This window comes from Paraburkholderia diazotrophica (assembly GCF_038900755.1).
Taxonomy (GTDB): domain Bacteria; phylum Pseudomonadota; class Gammaproteobacteria; order Burkholderiales; family Burkholderiaceae; genus Paraburkholderia; species Paraburkholderia diazotrophica_A.
This window is the reverse complement of the sequence record NZ_JBBPEN010000009.1, coordinates 185948-204288: the sequence shown is the minus strand read 5'-3', so window position 1 is coordinate 204288 and position 18341 is coordinate 185948. Positions and strand designations below refer to the sequence as shown.

The following is an 18341-nucleotide window of genomic DNA, read 5'->3' as shown; positions in this document are numbered from 1 at the left end:
AGCGAGCTGTATGCAATTGAGCCCGCGATCCGCGGCAAGCCACGGACGTGTGAAGGCGTGTCTGCCAAGAGCAGGCGCGTCAGTTACTCGACGCCCTTGAGACCTGGCTGCGCTCGACATTGAGTCATATGTCGCAGAAAGGCGGTATCGCTTAAGCCATCAACTACGCGCTCAACCTGTGGCCCGCGCTACGTCGACGAGGGGATGGTCGAGATCGATAACCATGCCGCTGAACGCGCCCTGAGAGCGGTAGGGCACAAGGAAGTGCGGATTGAACCGATCGATGCAACGCACTAGTGACTGCGCAAGCAGTAGGAGTGTTGCGTATGAAGCAGCGCCGCCGGATCTATTACATCGAGACTCAGGAGGTATTGATGTTGGATCGTTGGCAGAAAGGTGAATCTCTCCAGAAGATCGCGCAGCTTTTTGATCGGAACCATTCGTCGGTGGAGAGAATTCTGGCCGAGACTGGCGAGATTTCGACGCCACGAAGGTGTCGCTTCCGATTGCCGTTGACGCTCGCTGAGCGCGAAGAGATATTGTGCGCCCTCATGACAGTGGATGCGATCGAATCGATGACAACACGACTTGGTCGAGCTCCCTCCACCATCTACCGTGAGCTCAAGCGCAACGGCGGGCGGCATGGGTATAGGGCAAGGCATGCCGACCAGCGAGCCTGGGATTGGGCGAAGCGTCACAAAGCTTGTAAGCTGGTTGAATATGGCGGATGCAACCGGTCGTCGCAATCTTTGATCAGCATGATTTATGGGGCGATCAGCGGGATGGATGCATAAGCTGACCCGGCGAGGAGCGATGCGCTCGTCAGATGCACCGTTGCATCGGCGTGAGACCGAGCGACGACTCTGGAAGCAAATCGGAAGATGCCTTGCACGCGTGAAAGCAGAAGATCTGTCTTCACGGATTCAGTTTGACCTGGTTCGCCTTTCTGCGTTGCAGGGGGATGAACGGTGTGGACGATCTCGCTGGCGGTCATTGAGAAGCAGTATTGCTGGATGTTTCGATTTGCCTTTTTTGTCAAGACAGCGCCTATACTCTCAGGGATATCCCCGATAAAAAAGGCCCTTGCCATGACCTCCCTTCCGCGTATTGCGCTCGGCGCCCTTGCCGCAGCGTGCTGCTTTGCGTCGGTTGCGGCGCTCGCCAAACCGTACGATTCCACGGTGCCGATGACGCGCGTCCAGGTGCGCGCTGAGGTGATGGAATGGCAGCGGGCGGGCTACAACCAGTCCGACGATTGGTCCCACTACCCTGAAAGCGCGTTACGCGCAGGCGCGATCGTCGCACAACGGCGTGCAGAGACCGTCACTCCTGCTGGTGGCGCCCGCCATTGACCGCGGCAATCCTCGACTGAAAAGACCGCTCGCGTGAACCGCGCCCCTGTAGTTGGATATTGATCCGACCATTGGATGCCAAGTTCAACGAGGAATTTCGACGGTAGATGGTTCAGTAGTATCTGGAGTCGGGCGCGAGCACGCGAACATCCGTCGCGGCGGGGGCATTGGCCACGATTTCCGGTTTAGGCCGTCGGTGCTTTGCCCCGCGGTACCGCATCGAGCCTTTTCAAGGAAGCGACTCTGGCGATGAGCGTCCGGTACGCGGACCTCAGAGTCGAGTTCCGGAACGTCCATGATCGTCATGCGCGCGTTGCGGCGATCTGCATGTCATGGAGGCGATCCGGCAGGCCGGACAGTTGATCACACGTACCGCGCCGGTGGCTCGTCCAGAAGTGGGTGACGATGTAGCCGGCTTCAATGTCGACGGGCAAAGCTCTATCTGTCGCCGGTGATGGATTCATATAACGGCGAAATCGTCGCTTGCCGGATGGATCAGCGGCTCAGCTACAGACTGGCCAGCGGCATGTTGAAGAATGCACCGACCGCGCTACCGCGCAAGGAGTGGCCACTGCAGCGTTCAGGCCAGTGCTGACATCGCTGCACGTCAGCCTATCGTCAACTGCACGAGCGCCGAAGCCACATGCAAAGCATGACCCGCAAGGGCAATTGCCTCGACAAAGCGGCTATGGAAAGTCTCTCGGCGCGCTCGGCCCGTCGGGCTCGAACGTTTTGCGTGCGCCGGTCAATTGCACGCGCGCTGGATAGATGCATCCACTTCTACAACCACGAACGCGTCTGGAAAGGTTAACGACCTGAGTTCTATGCAGAAAAGGACTCAGGCCTTGATGGCCCGCCATATTTAACTATCCGACCTCGTGAAGTGAGTTCAACTCGGCGGGTTTTTAATTGCGAGAGCAACTACGCTCAGAATCGCGTCGACATGCCCAGACCGATAGCCGTCACATTCGAGTGCTGACCGGTAGTAGCCAAGCCCCCCGGGGGGTAAATCGACTGACTTGCGATACCGCTATTCCAGAGCTTCTTGACGAAGCCATAGAACATAGTGGATTTCGAAAACGAGTAGGTGTAGCCGATAGCAGCGGTACGGATAAACCAGTCTCCGACTTTAACCGGTGTCGTGATTTGCTTCCCGCTCGCAGTGAGATTCTGATCGCTCAGCTCGCCATACGAGACGCGGACCGTGCCGAAAGGGCTGGTCGGGACCGTGAAGCCAACCTGCCACCCCTTGTCAACGAAGCCTGGATCGTTGGTACGGATTTGGCCCGAGGCATACAATTCCATGAAATTCAGGTTGTAGCGGATGCCAAGAACATTTTCGTACGTATTGCGAGCCACGGCAGCTTGGTTCTGAAGACTATGACCGAAACCGTATTCCGTGATCAGGGGGCCGTTTTCATACCGCAGCGTCGCGAGTTCGAAGTGCCGCTGGTAGGGTTGAGCCGTCAATGGATCGGAGGGATCGCCCCAAGAATAGGTTAGCGTGCCGGTCAGGCCGCGAAATGTCGGGCTCGTGTACTGAATCGAATTGTCCGACCGTGCTGGGTCTTGCAGCATGTTGAATAGCCACGGACGCGGATTCTCACCGCCAATCGAACCCAGCGGGGATCCCGGTGCGAGCAGCATCGGGTCGAACGTGCCACCCCAATCGTAACCCATCGTCTGTAGGCGACCGGCGATCAACTCGCCGTACTGTACGCTATGCAGGCCGACAAACGCACGACGACCAAACAGACGGCCGCTTTGGCCTGAGGTGCCGTTGTTGATATTGAAGCCACTTTCGAGAGTGAAGATTGCCGATAGACCGTTACCGAGATCTTCCTGGCCCCTCAAGCCCCAGCGCGAACCACCTGCACCACCGCTGTTCATGCTTATGACGTGCTGCCCATTCGAGTTGGCGAAATAACCCATGAACGCATCGGCCACGCCATACAGTGTGACACTGCTCTGCTGCGCTTGAGCCATCATCGGCGCGAATGCTGCTGCGGCAATTGCGCCGCAGTTAATAAGTTTACGCACTGGAAAAGCCTCCAAGAATTGATATTGGTCGTAGGGCGGGCTGCCGACCCACCGTGACACACCGAGGTACGGGCGGTGTACGAATTCAAAATGATATTCTTTGTTGCATAAGTCGTGTGAGAAAACACGAAAATGTTGCTTAAGGGTATGCCCTAGATGACAGTCATGTGATCCATTTGGCATGTCCGTAGAACTTAGTGGTCCAAATTAACGTACGACAGAGGCTTATTTCTGAGGCCGTAAGTTGAAATCGGGTTTTCCCTACGTTTACAAGACTTCTCGTTTGCCTATAGCATTGGATATGCTAAATTGAATACAAAGAGAGGACCGAGGCTGCGAGCCCGAAGTTCTTATTGCAATGTGCCAAGGAGAAGGGATGTCAAACATTCAGGGGGGGCTTTCGTCGCCCGAGTTCATTGCTCAAGCAGATGGATGGCTCGATAGCTGGACGGGACGCGTAGCAGCAATGCTTGTCGGATTCGTTTTCGTCGGCTGGATTGCGCACGATCTCCATTCTGATCCACGTTGGAAGTGGCACGCAGGCACCGGCAAACTTCCACATGAGGTCGTTCACGAATTTATGGACATGGCCTATACGAAGGGCCATGGGGGGGAGGCCTACAAGGAATACTTTTCGGCTAAAGCGATCGATACCGCCCCCCAGACCGTCGATCATCAAGATGGTGAGCCGATCCCCGATCACGTGAAGAAGGTTATCGTTGAAGGTTTTGACGTCGCTGTCTATCACACGATTGGCGCCGCGCGCGGTCAGGCCGCACAAGACGTCGTTGATGTATTCCAGCTGGACGGGTCGGGCTGGATCATTCGACGTGATCGTCTCACGGCTCCGGTGCAAGAAGAGGCGGCGAACACTGAGGTTGCCGCGCAAAAGCGGGCCTCGAAATAAGCGGGTCGTAAATAAACGGTGAAGGCAAATATGTCTAACGATGATCGTAGGACGACGGCTCAACTCGTCGGAAAAATTCTTCTGACCTTCTGTCGGTTGTATCTCGGCGGTTGGATGGTGGTGAGCGGCACCAGCTATTGGCGTACCGTACTCGGGATGGGACCAATCTTTCCGCAGCCGTTCGGCACGCTCCATGCGTCGAATGAATTGCTTGTCACGATGGTTCACACGCACTTCTTCCACATCGTGAAGACGCTGGAAATCTTGGGTGGTCTGTCTCTCGTGCTTGGCCTCTTCGTGCCGATTGGCCTACTGGTCCTGCTACCGGTGTCGTTTGTGGTCTGGTACAACGCAATCATCCTCAATCATCGTTTCGATAAGATGTTCACGCCATACATGGGCGTCGGGTGTCTCTACATCAACCTGGTGCTGTTGGTCTGGTATATCCGCTACTACCTGCCGATGATGACGTTCAAGACCACAATTGGCCGCATCAGCGACTGGAAGAAGTTGTCCAAAATCTTCAAACCGGACGCTGCTGATCTGGTATGAATTCTGAAGTGAGGGATTTAGCTACGTTGCTTCGTCAACGTAGCCGATCAGTTCGAACGGCCGCTTTGCGCCAACTGGTAAGGCAGCAGGCGACCCGATCAGTCCTTGGATCCCGCACGATCTCATCGGTATTTTCCGGAAGGTGTCCGGTCGTTGAAATGCAATCGATCGAGTTGGTTAGCCAGGTCAAGTTTCAAATTCGGTATGTTTCATGTCCTCGTTGTACCAGGCACGCGCTGGATTGAAACTGCGAGCCCACGCGTCCTTTGACAACTTCCATGGAAGAAACACCGCTCGAACGATTACGCATCCGTTGCGACCGGTTGTCTGGCTCAACACTTTCCTCGCAGTCCAATTCTCGATCGGCAAGCGCGATCTGACGGCCGTGCCCAGCTTTGTCCGGACTGCGTCGGTGGTTCCGCGCTCCTATCAGCTTTATCAGCTCTTGGCTGCACCATTAAAAAGAGGCAACTGCGAAATACATCAACCGCCTTGCAGCGTCTGCAACGCTTGCGGTAGTCGCGCTCGGTCTCGCAACGTTCGCCCAGATCAAGTTCTTTCCGAAGACGGCTGACGACAACCCGGTCGCGCGTGTCGTCCTCAACATCGAGTCCTGGACCAGCTAGGGGAAAAATGAATCACGTGGAAAAATCAATCGAAGGTCTGCACTGGGCTCATGAAGCGAATTAGCGGCGATCCTCCGACAACTGTATCGTTTCGCGATCCGTCAGCCACTTTCACAAGGTTGATGCGACGCAGTTGACTCCGTCGACTAGTGATCGATCAGGAATCGTAGGACCCACGTTCGGAGATCCTCAGTTTGGGATTCGGAGCGGGCGCGGAAATGACTGTGTGATGCCGATGGTGAACGGCTACTGATGATCGCAAGCACCAGTTCAGCGAACGTTCTCAGGAGCGGCCGCTGCAGTCATCAATGGCAGCTCCTGGCAGGTTGGGTGAATGCGTACTCCCGGCCATGAAGCGTCATTCTCTTCTTACCGTCGCACGGACGTTCAGACATCGGCTTCGCCCCAGAGAACGGCCATTCGACTCATCAAAAATGACCGTTGCCTCGTCGGCTATGACGGTCATCAGCGCAAACACAAACGAAAGCTATCGTTCGAGACGATCATTGACAAATGAGTCGGCGCTTCAGTCATCTTGCACCGTAGAAATGACGGTATTGCCACGCGGCCTGCCTGATCAACTCGTCGTCCGGCCATGGGCCAGTTCCAAATCTGTCAACCGATAGAGGCGTTAGATCGATGGAGGGTGCACCGTCGACGATCCACGCCGCGAGTATCTGCCCCAATGCCGGAGCGATGGAGAGTCCCGCGACATTGCAGCCGCTCGCGAAGTAAAACCCTCGAATGGCGGGCGCGGGGCCGACGATGTGCTGGCCATCTGCCGTCATCGTTGGCAGCCCGCCACGATGCTCCCGGATCCCTGCCTTCAAAAGGATCGGAAGCTGGGCCTCGACGTCCCGAGCGTAGTGCCAGAGAATCTCGGCGTCGAGCGAGAGGTCCTTGACGTCGAAGTTGGCGTCAAAGCCATGCATGTCGAAGAACCCAGGATGTTCCTCGTAGACTCCCCAGAGAAATCCTCCGTCACAAGGTCTCATATACACCGCAGCATCCATGATTCGGACCATCGGCAATTCGGCTCGGGCCTCCGGCACCGGTTCGGTGACGAACAATTGCTGCGCTGTCGTAACAAGCGGAACCCGAATCCCGCTGGCCTCGGCCACTTGCCGCGTCCAGGCGCCGGCTGCATCGACGACGACTGGGGCTCGTATGGGGCCGCGCGTGGTGTCGATCCCGGCCACGGCGCCGTCCTCAATCAGGACGCGCGTCACCGCAGTGTGCGGCAGTAGCACTGCCCCGTTTGCCTGCGCTGCACGAGCGAAGCCCACGGCCAGTTGTGCGGGATTGAAATACATGTCGTCGCTGATGCGCATCACCGCAGCGACTCCCGTTGTTTGCAGAAACGGGTTGAGCCGGTGGGCCGCGTCGACCGAGAGTTCCTCCACGTCCAGGCCGTGGCGCCGGCCGCGCAGGATGTCTTCCTGAATGACCTCCGCATCCACCGGCCGCCGCGCTACTTTGAGGCTGCCCGAATGCACCCAATCCAGCGGCTGACCGGTTTCCTCAGAGAATTGCCTGATGCTGTCAGCCGCCAGCTTGATCAGGTTGATCATCAAGTCGCTTTTGCGCAAACAGCTCACCATGCCAGCCGCTCGCGGCGATGTCTGGGAGCCGATTTCGAGCCGCTCGACCAGCGCGACCCGGAGATCGCGTCTCTTTGCCACGTGGAAGGCTGTCGCAGCTCCTAGCCCGCCGGAGCCAATGACGATCACATCTGCCGATTCGATCATCGATGTTTCTCCTGTCTATCATGTCGGCCGAGCTGCCAAACAAAGACGGCTTGATACATGATAGACGTCGGAACAAAGGAGGCGACCGCGAACGAACGGATGGCTGGGTCTATCATGGGAACCGTGAGGTTGCCATGCGTTGTCAGGACCGGAGCATCGAATGAAGCCACCACGCAATACTGACTCCGTGCCAGGGGAGTGGTACATCGACACAGCGTGCATCAATTGCGGTGCATCGCGTCACGTCGCGCCTGGGCTGATTGCCGAGCGAAACGACAGAAGTGTCTTCGTTCGGCAGCCCGTCACGTCAGAAGAACAACTTGCTGTTTGGCGTGCGGTGTTGGTATGTCCTACGGCATCGGTACGTAGCGAAACGAAGCAGTCTCGCCCGAACGCCGCGATCTTTCCGCAGCAGATCACATCGGGCGTGTGGCGCTGCGGATTCAACGCCCGTTCGTCGTTTGGTGCACATTCCTATTTTGCCGCGCGGCCAGACGGCAATCTGCTAATCGACTCACCGCGGTATGCGGCAGAACTGGTGAATTGGTTTGACACTTCGGGTGGAATTGCGCACATCCTTCTGTCGCATCGTGACGACGTCGCAGACGCAGACAAATACGCGCGCCGGTTTGGAGCTCGTGTGTGGATCCACCGCGAGGACAGGTCGGCTGCCCCCTATGCTACGGATCTGCTCGACGAAGGATCAGCACCGAGCATCGCGGCCGGCGTGCGCGCAATCTCGACGCCGGGGCACACTCAGGGTAGCGTTGTCTACCTGCTCGACGATCGTGTGCTCTTTTCGGGTGATTCACTTGCCTGGAGCCCACGCGAGCAGGATCTCGTCGCGTTCAGGGACGCGTGCTGGTACTCTTGGACCGAGCTTACCGAATCGCTCGGCAGGCTGGCCGCGTATCGTTTTGAATGGCTGCTTCCTGGTCACGGTTGGCTCGTGCACTTGCCGGCCAAGGAAATGAATGCTCGCTTGCTCGCGTTGGTTACACGCATGGGAAACGGCTGAAGTCGCCGGAATCTGCTTCCCGCATGGGGCATTTTGAATCCGTCAACTTCTAGCCCTGCAATGAAGTGGCAAGACTCGGCCACAAACTGCCGGGCACATGCGCCGCCGGCATGCCGCTCAGGCGTCGGCTCTGCTTCGCAACCGGCCATCTGAGTGTCACAAGGCGAGCGCTCGTTCATCGGCCAAAAGTGACATCAATCTGAGCGGCCAAAGACGCCCAGCTCAACCGAGCGGGGGCGTCTCCCCTGTTAATCCCTGTCAGCTTGCCGGATTGCGTGCCATGACGATCCACGCCGCGCCGTCGATCATCACCGACCGCTCGCCCGGCAGGCCCGCGAAGGCGGCGCGAACCGCGGCCGACGCGCGGGCGCGAATGTCGTCGGGCTGATCAGCGAGCGCGCGCGACAGCGGGCCGGCCTCGAGCGTCATCTTCACCGCGTCGTCGATCGCAGCGTCCCGCGTCCCGCCCTCGCCGAACGGGACGGAAGCATCGAAGGGCGCGATAGCGATACCGGTGAAGCCGGCCGCCGTCAGGATGCGTGCCACGCGCCCCCGGTCGCCGAACGAAAATGGGCCGGGCGCTTCGGAATCAGGCGGCGCGCTCGGCGGGAGGATGCCCTTGATCGCGCCCATCGGCAGGCGCACCCAATCGTTCTCGGCCGCGCCGCGCCAGCAGACGAAAGCGACCCGCCCGCCTGGCCGCAGCGCGCGTCGCATATGGGCGAACGCCGCTGTCGGATCGTCGAAGAACATCACGCCGAAACGCGAGAACAGGATGTCGAACGCGCCCTTGGGCAGTTCGGCGCTGCTGACGTCGGCCACCTGGTAAAGGACCGGCGTATCCTGTGGCGCAAGCGCGCGCGCCCGGCTGATAAGCGGTTCGGATATGTCCACGCCCAGCACTTGGCCCCCCGGGCCGACGCGGGCGGCCAGTGCCAGACTCGACGCGCCCGCGCCGCAGCCGACGTCCAGCACGCGCTCGCCCGCCGCGGGCGCAACGGCTTCGATCGCGGCCTCACCGAAGACCGCCACCATGGCGTCGAGCCGGGCCTGGTTGGCGACCCAGCGCTCCCCGCTTTGACCATTCCAGTCGGCAACCTGATAGGCATTTTGCTCTGTCATGTCATCTCCTTGTTCCGATTCGCTGTTAACTAAGCTGTCCGATGCCGAAGCGCGCATCGCAGTTAGAGCCCCCGCTTGTTCGAAGACCCCTCACGCCAGCGCTCCAGGAGTTAAGCGTCCACTATTCTTTTCAACGTGGCCCTTTGCATTGATCGCGGCGTCAGACGATTTGAAAAGGCTGCCATCTTGTTCGACAGGCCCGCGACCACCATAGCCTTTCCTTGCAACAACGCCCGAATACCGCTCGCGGCGACCCGACGAGGCTTCATCGTGAGGAGGCGCAGCAAGGCCGACGTGGTTGCGCCGGCTGCCTCCTCGAAGCCCGTCGCGACGTGCCCCGGGCAGAGAGTGGTAACAATCACACCATGCGGGCGGAGTTCGTCGTGCAGGGCCTCGCCAAGGGCGAGGACATATGACTTGGTCGCCGCATAAGCAGCGTAGCTGGGAACGGCTTGGAAGGCCATGAGGCTAGCGACGAGAAGCATATGTCCAGATCGCCGCTTGGCCATATCGCGGCCGAAGAGATAGGTCAGCTCTGTGAGCGTCGTGATGTTGAGCTGGATCATGTTCGCGGCGCGCTCGATCGGCGTTTCCAATAAGTCGCCGTGCAGGCCGTATCCGGCGTTGTTCAACTGCGGGGCGAAGATGCCCGCCATCGCGCCGTGCGATGATGCTTGGGTGACCGAGGGCAAGAAGGGTGTGGCGAGGTCACCAGCGGCGTAGATTCCGGGCATGCTGGTTTGGCGGCGCTCGTCGACCTTGAGGACGATGCCGCTGGCCCAGTGATTCATGCAGGCTTGCGGACGGCTGATTGCGCGGATGGGCGAACAGGACGTCGACCGCGGCGTTGCGGCGGGTACCGAGATTGACGGTGGTGATATGGCCGTTCTGGTGGGCGATCTCGACGATCCGGCCATCGATGGGCGCGCCGAAATTTGGCCGTTATGTTCGTCTTGCCAATATATGAACCACCGTGCAAGAGCGGGCATGGGATACGTTCGCGGCGGGGCGTCCGAAAGAGGCGTTCAAGTTGCTGCAGGGCTTGCGTCGCGCGGGGATAGTCGATCCAGCGGTCTCGAAGAAGTCCAAGTATTCGTTCGTCGTTTACGCGCCGTTGCTCTTCTATTGTCCTGAAGATCAGCGCCTCAGAGACAGTCTGCTGCCCTTCCGACGTGATGGCATGCAACGCTGCCCGATGCTCGAAAAGCGAGATTGCTGGCCGCCGCATGTCTGCGTAACGGACTTCGAGGTAGTTTCCGTCCCCTGCTGTCATAAAAACGCGCGAGAGGTCCTCGGGATGGTTCGAACCGTAACCGCTCGCCGCGTCTGGCACCAGGCGACGAAAATTGGATGCCAGTAACGAACATGGAAAGCGTCAGGCGATCACCCTGAATTTTCCTCTGTACGACGGGCAAAAAGCGGATCACGAACCTCAGCTCTGCATCGCTGGACGCGGGGAGCCGCCGCGAATCGAGGCTACGGGCAAGCATCCGCCACGTGTCGGCTGGCGTCCGCTCCAAGCAGCCCGCGATGCGGAACGTGGTGGTAGCGTCTGGCGATCTCGATCGCGAGCCATTGCTCGAATTCAAGAGCGACCGCTTCCCGCGAGGTTGCGGTCATTCGCGGCGATAGCTTCAGTGTTTGGATGATTTTAAACGGCAGCGTCGAGATTCGAAACGTCAGCCGAGCCACTTCCCGATGTTAGCTGCCATCGTTTCCGCCGAGACTCCGTACCGATCGTGCAGTGTGGGCAGCGCACCTATCTCGACGAACTCGTCGGGCAGCGCGATATGGCGGGCGGCAGCAGCGAAGTTCACAGGCTCGAGCGGCTGGCACGACGGTGCCAATTGCAAAGGCGCACCGCTGCACAACGCGCCAACGCCTACCTTGGACGTTGATGCCGCATCGGCAATCACGAAGCCTCCCTCAACGCCCGTGCAATGAAATCGACAAACGTCCGTATTCGCGCCGACATCTGATGCCGCTGTGAATACACCGCGAAGATGTCCGCGCTCGGCGTTTCATATGCAGGCATCACCTGAACCAGCCGGCCATCGACCAGATACTCCTTGATATCCCACTCCGCGCGCATCAGAATGCCATGGCCTTCGAGCGCCCACTTCACGGCGATCTCGCCATCATTGGTTGTCAGATTGCCGTTGATGCGCACCGCCTCAGTCTTGCGCGCGGCGCCACGGCCCGTTGTGAGACGCCACACGCCGTAAGCTTCATCGCCCTGTCGGATGCCGATGCAGTTATGTCGCACCAGTTCGTGCGGCGTCAGGGGTGCGCCATACTCGGCTATGTATGACGGCGCCGCGCACAGCAGCCTTCGATTCGGCGCAAGCCGGCGCGCGATAACACGGCTATCGGGAGGTTCGCCAAAACGGATGCAGACGTCGAACGCATCGTCGGTGAGCGGCGGCGTAACCGACAGCTGCAACTGCACCGCGACCTGCGGATAGCGGCTGACGAAGCGCGAGATGGCAGGCGCAACATGACTGCGCCCGAAACCGAGCGTCGCGTTCACACGAAGCAATCCCTTCGGACTCTTCTTTGCGCTGCTGAGCAGCTCGGAAAGCGCGTCAATCTCATCGAGTATCCGCCGCGCGTGCTCTAGGTAGACCTCGCCGTCCGGCGTCAGCATCATCCGGCGCGTCGTTCGGTTGACGAGCGGTACACCCGCGCGCTGTTCCATCTGCGTCAGCCGCTTGCTCACGGCTGCGGGCGTCAACCCCAATTCGCGCGCTGCGGCGCTCAGGCTGCCCGACGCGGCAAGCGTCGAAAAGAAGCTCAAATCGGTTGGCTGAACGGTCTGCGTCATCGCTCATTTGTGAATTCTGGTTAAAGATGCTTTGAGTCTAGCACCGGTTACTGCGCTCCCAGTTGGGTAAAGTCGGCTTCGTTCCCATCATTTCCAGACCATTTGGAGGAGCGAGACATGAAGACCTATCGCATTGCGACGATTCCAGGCGATGGTATCGGCAAGGAAGTCGTCCCGGCGGGCCAGCAGGTGCTGGAAGCGCTCGCAGGCACGAGCAGTGGTTTCCGCTTCGAGTTCGAGAACTTCGACTGGGGCGCCGACTACTACCGCCGGCATGGTGTGATGATGCCCGCCGACGGTCTCGATGCGATCCGCGACAAGGACGCGATCCTGTTCGGCTCGGCGGGCGATCCCGATGTGCCCGATCACGTGACGCTGTGGGGTCTGCGCCTGAAGATCTGCCAGGGTCTCGACCAGTACGCGAACGTGCGCCCGACGCGCATCCTTCCCGGCATCGACGCGCCGCTCAAGCGCTGCAAGCCCGAAGACCTGAACTGGGTGATCGTCCGCGAAAACTCCGAAGGCGAATATTCCGGCGTGGGCGGCCGCGTCCACCAAGGCCATCCGATCGAAGCCGCAACCGACGTGTCGATCCTCACGCGCGCCGGCGTCGAACGCATCATGCGCTTCGCTTTCCGTCTTGCGCAGTCGCGGCCTCGCAAGCTGCTGACCGTCATCACCAAAAGCAACGCGCAACGTCACGCGATGGTGATGTGGGACGAAGTCGCGCTGCAGGTTTCGAAGGAGTTCCCCGACGTCAAATGGGACAAGGAACTCGTCGATGCGTCGACGGCCCGCATGATCAATCGCCCCGCGTCGCTCGACACCATCGTCGCCACGAACCTTCACGCGGACATCCTGAGCGATCTCGCCGCCGCGCTGGCGGGCAGCCTCGGCATTGCGCCGACGGGCAACATCGATCCGGAACGCCGCTATCCGTCGATGTTCGAGCCGATCCACGGCTCTGCATTCGACATCATGGGCAAGGGCCTCGCGAATCCGATCGGCACGTTCTGGTCGGTCGTGATGCTGCTCGAGCACCTCGGCGAATTCGAGGCCGCGAGGCGCGTGATGAGCGCGATCGAAACCGTGACTGCCGACGCGTCGCTGCATACAGGCGACCTCGGCGGCAAGGCGACGACGGCGCAAGTGACGGCGGCTGTCTGCGCGCTCGTCGAGAAGATGACCATCGCCGCATAACGTGCAGGCGAGTCCGTTGCCGCGCAACCAGAGACTGCGAGACAACGGACGATGCAAACGGGCGTGTGCCGCATCCAACGACGCGTGCCCGAAGGTTTGCGCACACAACAACAACTGACCTCAAACCGCAGAGAACGCGCAAAGCCCGGCTTAACCTCCAAGGAGGAGACAGATGCAACCGGAACTTGAATCTCGCGTATCACGCAAGCTCATGTGGCGGATTATTCCGTTCGTGATGCTGCTGTACTTCGTCAGCTTCCTCGATCGCGTCAACGTCGGCTTCGCGGCGATGACGATGAACAAGGCAATCGACCTCTCGCCGACGGCATTCGGCCTCGGCGGCGGGCTGTTTTTCATCGGCTACTTTCTGTTCGAAGTGCCGTCCAATCTCATCTTGCATCGCGTGGGCGCGCGAATCTGGATCGCGCGCGTGATGGTGACGTGGGGCATCGTATCGGCCGCATCGGCGTTCGTGGCGGGCCCGACCAGCTTCTATGTGCTGCGCTTCGCGCTGGGCGTCGCGGAAGCAGGCTTCTTTCCCGGCATCATCCTGTATCTCAGCCTCTGGTTTCCGGCGAAGCAGCGCGCGGTAGCCGCCGCATGGTTCATGGCGGCCGCGCCGATCTCGACGGCCATCGGCTCACCGCTCTCGGGCGCGATCATGCAACTGCCGCCGATCTTTGGTCTCGCCGACTGGCAACTGCTCTACATTATCGAGGCGCTGCCCGCGATCCTGCTCGGCTTTGTCGTATTGAGATTGATGACCGACACGCCCTCGAAAGCAGAGTGGCTTCGCGCCGACGAGCGCGAATGGCTGATCGCGCGGCTGAAATCGGAAGCCGACGAACGCAAGGGACACGTGGGCCACACGGCGGGGGCACTCAGCGCACTGCGCGATCCGCGCGTGCTGGCCCTCGCGCTGATCTACTTCGGCACATCGGCCGGGCTGTACACATTGGGCCTGTGGGCGCCGCTTATCATCAGGCAGTTCGGCTTCAGCCCACTGCAAACAGGCCTGCTCACGGGCATTCCGAGCGTGCTTGCCGTGGTCGCGATGGTGCTGTGGGCGCGGCACTCGGACAAGACGGATGAGCGTACCTGGCACGTCGTCATCCCTTGCTCGCTTGCATGTATCGGCTTCATCTTCGCCGCTCAGGCGGGCACGGCGCTGCTGGTTGTGCTCGCGCTGGTGGTCGTGAATGTCGGCATCAGCGCGGCGAAGGCGCCGCTGTGGGCGATGCCGAGCATGTTCCTGTCGGGCGCGGGTGCGGCAGCGGGTATCGCGATGATCAACTCGATCGGCAATCTTGGCGGCTTTGTCGGTCCGTTTGCGATCGGCTGGCTCAAGAACGCGACGGGCGGCTACGCAGCGGGTCTCTATGTGGTCGGCGCGACGCTGGCCGTATCGGCGGCCGTTACCTTGCTGTTGAGCCGCAAGGGCGCGCATCAGCCAGTGACGGCATGCATGAAACGCGATCACTGAACGCATGTTGCTATCGGCCACGAACTCAGTCCGGTTAGCAGGGCTCTGCTTATGGAAGGAGTCGTGGACGCGGTACGGCGCGCTAACGCGCCCGTCATGCAGCAGTCCAAACACAGCCGAGCGAACCTGCACGGGATCGCCCGCCCGTCGAAAACTCGCGTTGATGGCGGGCAGTCTCTGCGGTTGCTTCACGAACCGCACGATCGCCGCTCGGGCCTCTCCGGTGAGTATTGTCGGGTTGGAGTTGAACGTGATCAGCAGATTCACCGATGGGCCGTTCGTCGGAACCATGTCGCCGCTGCCACGAGCAGCTTGTGCATGAGGCCGCGCGTGCCCGCGTCTTCATCCGCTTGTTCCGGCTTTAATGCGTTGATGATCGACTGCTCGTCGACGTTCTGCTCGTCCAATACCGGTTCAGCGGAGAACGCAAGGCGTACGATGACACCGAACGACAACGCAATGAAGATGCCCGGGGGTGCGGACAGTGGGTCAGTATTCGGTGGAAATCAACAGCTTGTCGTTCATAGTTGTTGTATTGGGCCCAACGGCCCGTCGACATACATGGAGGCCAGCGGGGGCTTGCTTCTCAAGCGCATGGTCGATCAACACGCAGATGAAGAGCACATAGCGAAGAAACGCAAAGGGGCCGCTATTCATCGACTTCATGCGAGCTTCCCGATGCGGTAACCTACCCCACGCACATTGTGGATTACATCTCCTCCCAATTTGCGCCGCAGATTGTGGACATGCACCTGGATGGCGTTGCTTTCGATCTCCTCGTTCCACCCGTATAGGCTTTCCTCGAGTTGCGCCCGCGTGACGACGATTGTCGGATCGCGCATCAGCTCCTGCAGCAGTGCGAACTCCCGCGTCGTTACCGATACCTCCTTATCGCGTAACCACACGCGGTGTTGCGCAGGATCGAGCCGCAGCGTACCTACTTGAAGTAGCGGTTGCACGCGCCCCGTCTGGTGCCGGATCACGACACGGATGCGTGCCAGCAGTTCATCGAGTGCGAACGGTTTGACGATGTAATCGTCGGCGCCTCCGTCCAGGCCCGCAACGGCTTTCGGAACGGCATCGCGAGGTGTAATCACAATCACGGGCGTTGCGTCATTTCGCTGCCGCAACCTTGCGAGCAGTATCAACCCTTCGTTTCCAGACAGATCGATATCGAGTAGGACCAAGCCATACGAGGTCATGCGAAGCGCAAGCATCGCCGATCGTGCGTCCCTCACCAAGTCGACGGCGAACCCCTCCTTGTGCAATCCGAACTTCAACTCACTGTCTATCAACGCGTTAGGTCCCACGACCAATATGCGCATGGCGCTCCCCGTATTTCACTCCACAGTCCGTCAATGATTTAGACACGACATGTTATGACTGGAGTGGCCGCCCCGTGACTGCCGCCTTCAGCGAACCGCGGGCTGTCGCCTCGTTGAGCGCGATGGCAGCGGACTCGACCACCCAAACGCAGGACTGGTTCATCACTTTTCTTGCTTTCTCACTGTCCACTCGTTCTCACTGCATCAACTAGACGTATTGAGAAACGCTCGGACGGACCGCCCGCCACAGAACTGGTGAATTTCATCGGTGCCGAGAGTCCAGCCAGCTTGGCGCGCAGCTGATACCGCACACGAGGTGGAAGAGGCTAACGACGAAACCTTAAGGGACGGTTAACGCGCTAACCATTCGCATGTGAATTACAACACTTTAAGATTTGCCGCGTTTTTGATAGCTGACCCGTGCTCGGTGAATTCCCTGGCCATTAGCCCGTTAAAGCAGATCGCACGATCAGTGCTTTTTTCTTCTCTTTACGTTTTCCTTTATCCGCAACATGAAGAAGTCCACTCTGCCAGCTTGGCGGCAGGAGACACAACGAATTGGTCTCAGCCCGTCTACGCGGTGCTCTTGCGACGCACAGGATCGCAGTTTTGTCACAAACGGGGCAGCTCGATGGCGACCTGACCGATAACCTTCGATTATTTAAACGGCTTTCACGCATAACCTCTCTTTTATCATGCGCATAAAATTATTCGATTGTCATAAAGCCGGGCGCGCCGTCAAAGTTCGATCCGGAACAGTTGGCGTCTGCCGCGCATCCTGAGCGGACAGCGTTCGTCTGGATGCCGAAACGGTCTGCCGGAGATGGCGACCGGGGTGGATCTGAAGCTTCATCTTCTGGTTCAAAAGCATCGACCTTCTGCGTCGAATCGTTCACTATGAAATTCGCACTACAAAGTATCAATAACGTAAGGAGAGGTTGTGAGACATTTCAGGTTTAGAGAAATTTCCGTTGTGGCGCTGACATTTTCGGTACCTGCTGCAGTACATGCACAGAGCAGTGTCACGCTATACGGCTCGATCGACGAATCCCTCGCCTATTACAACAACACCGGCGGTCATTCTCTCGTGGCAATGCAAAACGGCGACAACGCTGCGACTTATTGGGGACTCAAAGGCAAGGAAGAACTAGGCGGCGGTCTGAACGCGATCTTCAGCCTGGAAAGTTCATTCGACATCACCCGTGGATCGCTTTCGGCTAATCGCATTTTCGCCCACCAGGCCACGGTCGGTCTCGCCGACGAATCCTATGGAACGGTAACCATGGGGCGGCAGTTCGATCCAACCGTCGATCTGATCCAGCCGATCACCGGCGACAGCTTTGCGGGACCGGCTTTCACCACACCAGGCGATGCCGACAACAACGACAACTCTGTATGGATCAATAGCTCCATCAAATATGCGAGCCCGACATACGCCGGCTTCCAGTACGAGTTGATGTACGGATTCAGCGGACTCGCCGGCAATACGACGGGCGGCCACTCGTATGGAGCGGCGGCGTCATACAACAACGGGGGGTTGACGCTTGCCACCGGTTATCTGTTCTCGAAGAACGACGTGAACGGCAATGGCGCGGCAGACCTCACTCAGACCAATTCGGTGGTGCCTCTTTTCGGCGCGACATCGTTGTTCGGTTCGCGCCAGATCTTCCAGGTCGCCGCGCAGTACGTCGTCGGTAGCCTGACCGCCAACATCCGTTACAGCAACGCACAGTACAAGCCGTATATGAACTATGGCGCGTTCAACCGCACGCAGAAATTCAACGTTGGCGGCGCGGCGCTTCAGTACCAGTTCAACCCCGCGCTGACGGGCTCGCTCAGCTACGTGTACACGCGCTCAAGCGGTGCGTCGTCCGCAACGTACAACAACTTCGGAGTGAACGGCGCCTACTCGTTGAGCAAGCGCACGAGCTTCTATGCGTCTGTCGCATATTCGCACGCGAGCGGCACGACGTTCAGCGAAGACGGCTCCGCAATCATCGCGGCAGGCGGCACAGTGGGCGATCTTGCGGCGAGCTCGAGCACACGCTCGCAGGTCGTGGCGATCCTCGGCATTACGCACAAATTCTGACGTTGGAATCAAGGTAGTCGATAAAACCAACCTAAAACGCAGTCATTCCTATGGA

Annotated in this window: 14 protein-coding genes and 4 pseudogenes; 8 read left to right on the top strand and 10 right to left on the bottom strand. The window is 59.2% G+C overall.

The features are described from left to right. Nucleotides 1–326: 326 nt before the first annotated feature. A pseudogene (locus AABE10_RS26105) lies at nt 327–719 on the top strand (helix-turn-helix domain-containing protein); the annotation flags it as partial. Nucleotides 720–968: 249 nt separating this feature from the next. Further along, complete coding sequence (locus tag AABE10_RS26100) at nt 969–1352, top strand: DUF4148 domain-containing protein (protein ID WP_342936104.1); 384 nt, start codon at nt 969–971, stop codon at nt 1350–1352. 927 nt (nt 1353–2279) lie between these two features. On the opposite strand, the gene AABE10_RS26095 is transcribed toward AABE10_RS26100, so the two are convergent. Continuing rightward, a complete protein-coding gene (locus AABE10_RS26095) occupies nt 2280–3392 on the bottom strand; it encodes a porin (RefSeq protein ID WP_342936103.1) in 1113 nt (370 codons plus the stop codon). Nucleotides 3393–3768: 376 nt separating this feature from the next. On the opposite strand from AABE10_RS26095, the gene AABE10_RS26090 reads away from it, so the two are divergent. Next, the gene (locus AABE10_RS26090; protein WP_342936102.1) at nt 3769–4299 is read left to right on the top strand and encodes a hypothetical protein; all 531 of its coding nucleotides are present in this window, start codon (nt 3769–3771) and stop codon (nt 4297–4299) included. A 30-nt stretch (nt 4300–4329) separates the two neighbouring features. Beyond that, nucleotides 4330–4851, top strand: a complete 522-nt coding sequence (locus tag AABE10_RS26085) for a DoxX family membrane protein (RefSeq protein ID WP_342936101.1) — start codon at nt 4330–4332, stop codon at nt 4849–4851. Between the two features lie 1156 nt (nt 4852–6007). Here the strand turns inward: AABE10_RS26085 and AABE10_RS26080 are convergent. Beyond that, nucleotides 6008–7225 carry an FAD-binding oxidoreductase gene (locus AABE10_RS26080; RefSeq protein ID WP_342936100.1) on the bottom strand — a complete coding sequence of 406 codons (1218 nt, stop codon included), beginning with the start codon at nt 7223–7225 and terminating at the stop codon, nt 6008–6010. 160 nt (nt 7226–7385) lie between these two features. On the opposite strand from AABE10_RS26080, the gene AABE10_RS26075 reads away from it, so the two are divergent. After that, nucleotides 7386–8243, top strand: a complete 858-nt coding sequence (locus tag AABE10_RS26075) for an MBL fold metallo-hydrolase (RefSeq protein ID WP_342936099.1) — start codon at nt 7386–7388, stop codon at nt 8241–8243. A gap of 258 nt (nt 8244–8501) precedes the next feature. Here AABE10_RS26075 and AABE10_RS26070 read toward each other — a convergent pair whose 3' ends face one another. The 6 genes and pseudogenes from AABE10_RS26070 to AABE10_RS26045 all read right to left on the bottom strand — a co-directional run bounded on the left by AABE10_RS26070 (nt 8502) and on the right by AABE10_RS26045 (nt 12189). Continuing rightward, entirely contained in the window at nt 8502–9365 is an 864-nt protein-coding gene (locus tag AABE10_RS26070) for a class I SAM-dependent methyltransferase (RefSeq protein ID WP_342936098.1), read from the bottom strand. Between the two features lie 110 nt (nt 9366–9475). Further along, nucleotides 9476–10021: an SDR family NAD(P)-dependent oxidoreductase gene (locus tag AABE10_RS26065; protein ID WP_342936270.1), complete on the bottom strand. Its 546-nt coding sequence runs from the start codon at nt 10019–10021 to the stop codon at nt 9476–9478. Next, nucleotides 9998–10286: pseudogene (locus AABE10_RS26060) on the bottom strand (FAD-dependent oxidoreductase); the annotation flags it as partial. The gene AABE10_RS26065 and the pseudogene AABE10_RS26060, both read right to left, overlap by 24 nt. A gap of 31 nt (nt 10287–10317) precedes the next feature. Continuing rightward, a pseudogene (locus AABE10_RS26055) lies at nt 10318–10593 on the bottom strand (TniB family NTP-binding protein); the annotation flags it as partial. A gap of 451 nt (nt 10594–11044) precedes the next feature. Next, nucleotides 11045–11161, bottom strand: a pseudogene (locus tag AABE10_RS26050) (transketolase family protein); the annotation flags it as partial. A gap of 116 nt (nt 11162–11277) precedes the next feature. Further along, nucleotides 11278–12189: a LysR substrate-binding domain-containing protein gene (locus tag AABE10_RS26045; RefSeq protein WP_342936097.1), complete on the bottom strand. Its 912-nt coding sequence runs from the start codon at nt 12187–12189 to the stop codon at nt 11278–11280. 117 nt (nt 12190–12306) lie between these two features. Between AABE10_RS26045 and AABE10_RS26040 the strand changes: the two genes are divergently transcribed. Continuing rightward, nucleotides 12307–13389 carry a tartrate dehydrogenase gene (locus AABE10_RS26040; RefSeq protein WP_342936096.1) on the top strand — a complete coding sequence of 361 codons (1083 nt, stop codon included), beginning with the start codon at nt 12307–12309 and terminating at the stop codon, nt 13387–13389. 172 nt (nt 13390–13561) lie between these two features. Next, nucleotides 13562–14872, top strand: coding sequence for an MFS transporter (locus AABE10_RS26035; protein WP_342936095.1), 1311 nt, complete (start codon nt 13562–13564; stop codon nt 14870–14872). 489 nt (nt 14873–15361) lie between these two features. Here AABE10_RS26035 and AABE10_RS26030 read toward each other — a convergent pair whose 3' ends face one another. Both AABE10_RS26030 and AABE10_RS26025 read right to left on the bottom strand, forming a co-directional pair. Continuing rightward, on the bottom strand, nt 15362–15538 hold the full coding sequence (locus tag AABE10_RS26030) for a hypothetical protein (RefSeq protein ID WP_342936094.1): 177 nt from the start codon (nt 15536–15538) through the stop codon (nt 15362–15364). Then, nucleotides 15535–16197, bottom strand: coding sequence for a response regulator (locus tag AABE10_RS26025; RefSeq protein ID WP_342936093.1), 663 nt, complete (start codon nt 16195–16197; stop codon nt 15535–15537). Before AABE10_RS26025 ends, AABE10_RS26030 begins: the two co-directional genes overlap by 4 nt. A 973-nt stretch (nt 16198–17170) precedes the next feature. On the opposite strand from AABE10_RS26025, the gene AABE10_RS26020 reads away from it, so the two are divergent. Further along, nucleotides 17171–18286, top strand: a complete 1116-nt coding sequence (locus AABE10_RS26020) for a porin (RefSeq protein WP_342936092.1) — start codon at nt 17171–17173, stop codon at nt 18284–18286. The last annotated feature ends 55 nt before the right edge of the window (nt 18287–18341 follow it).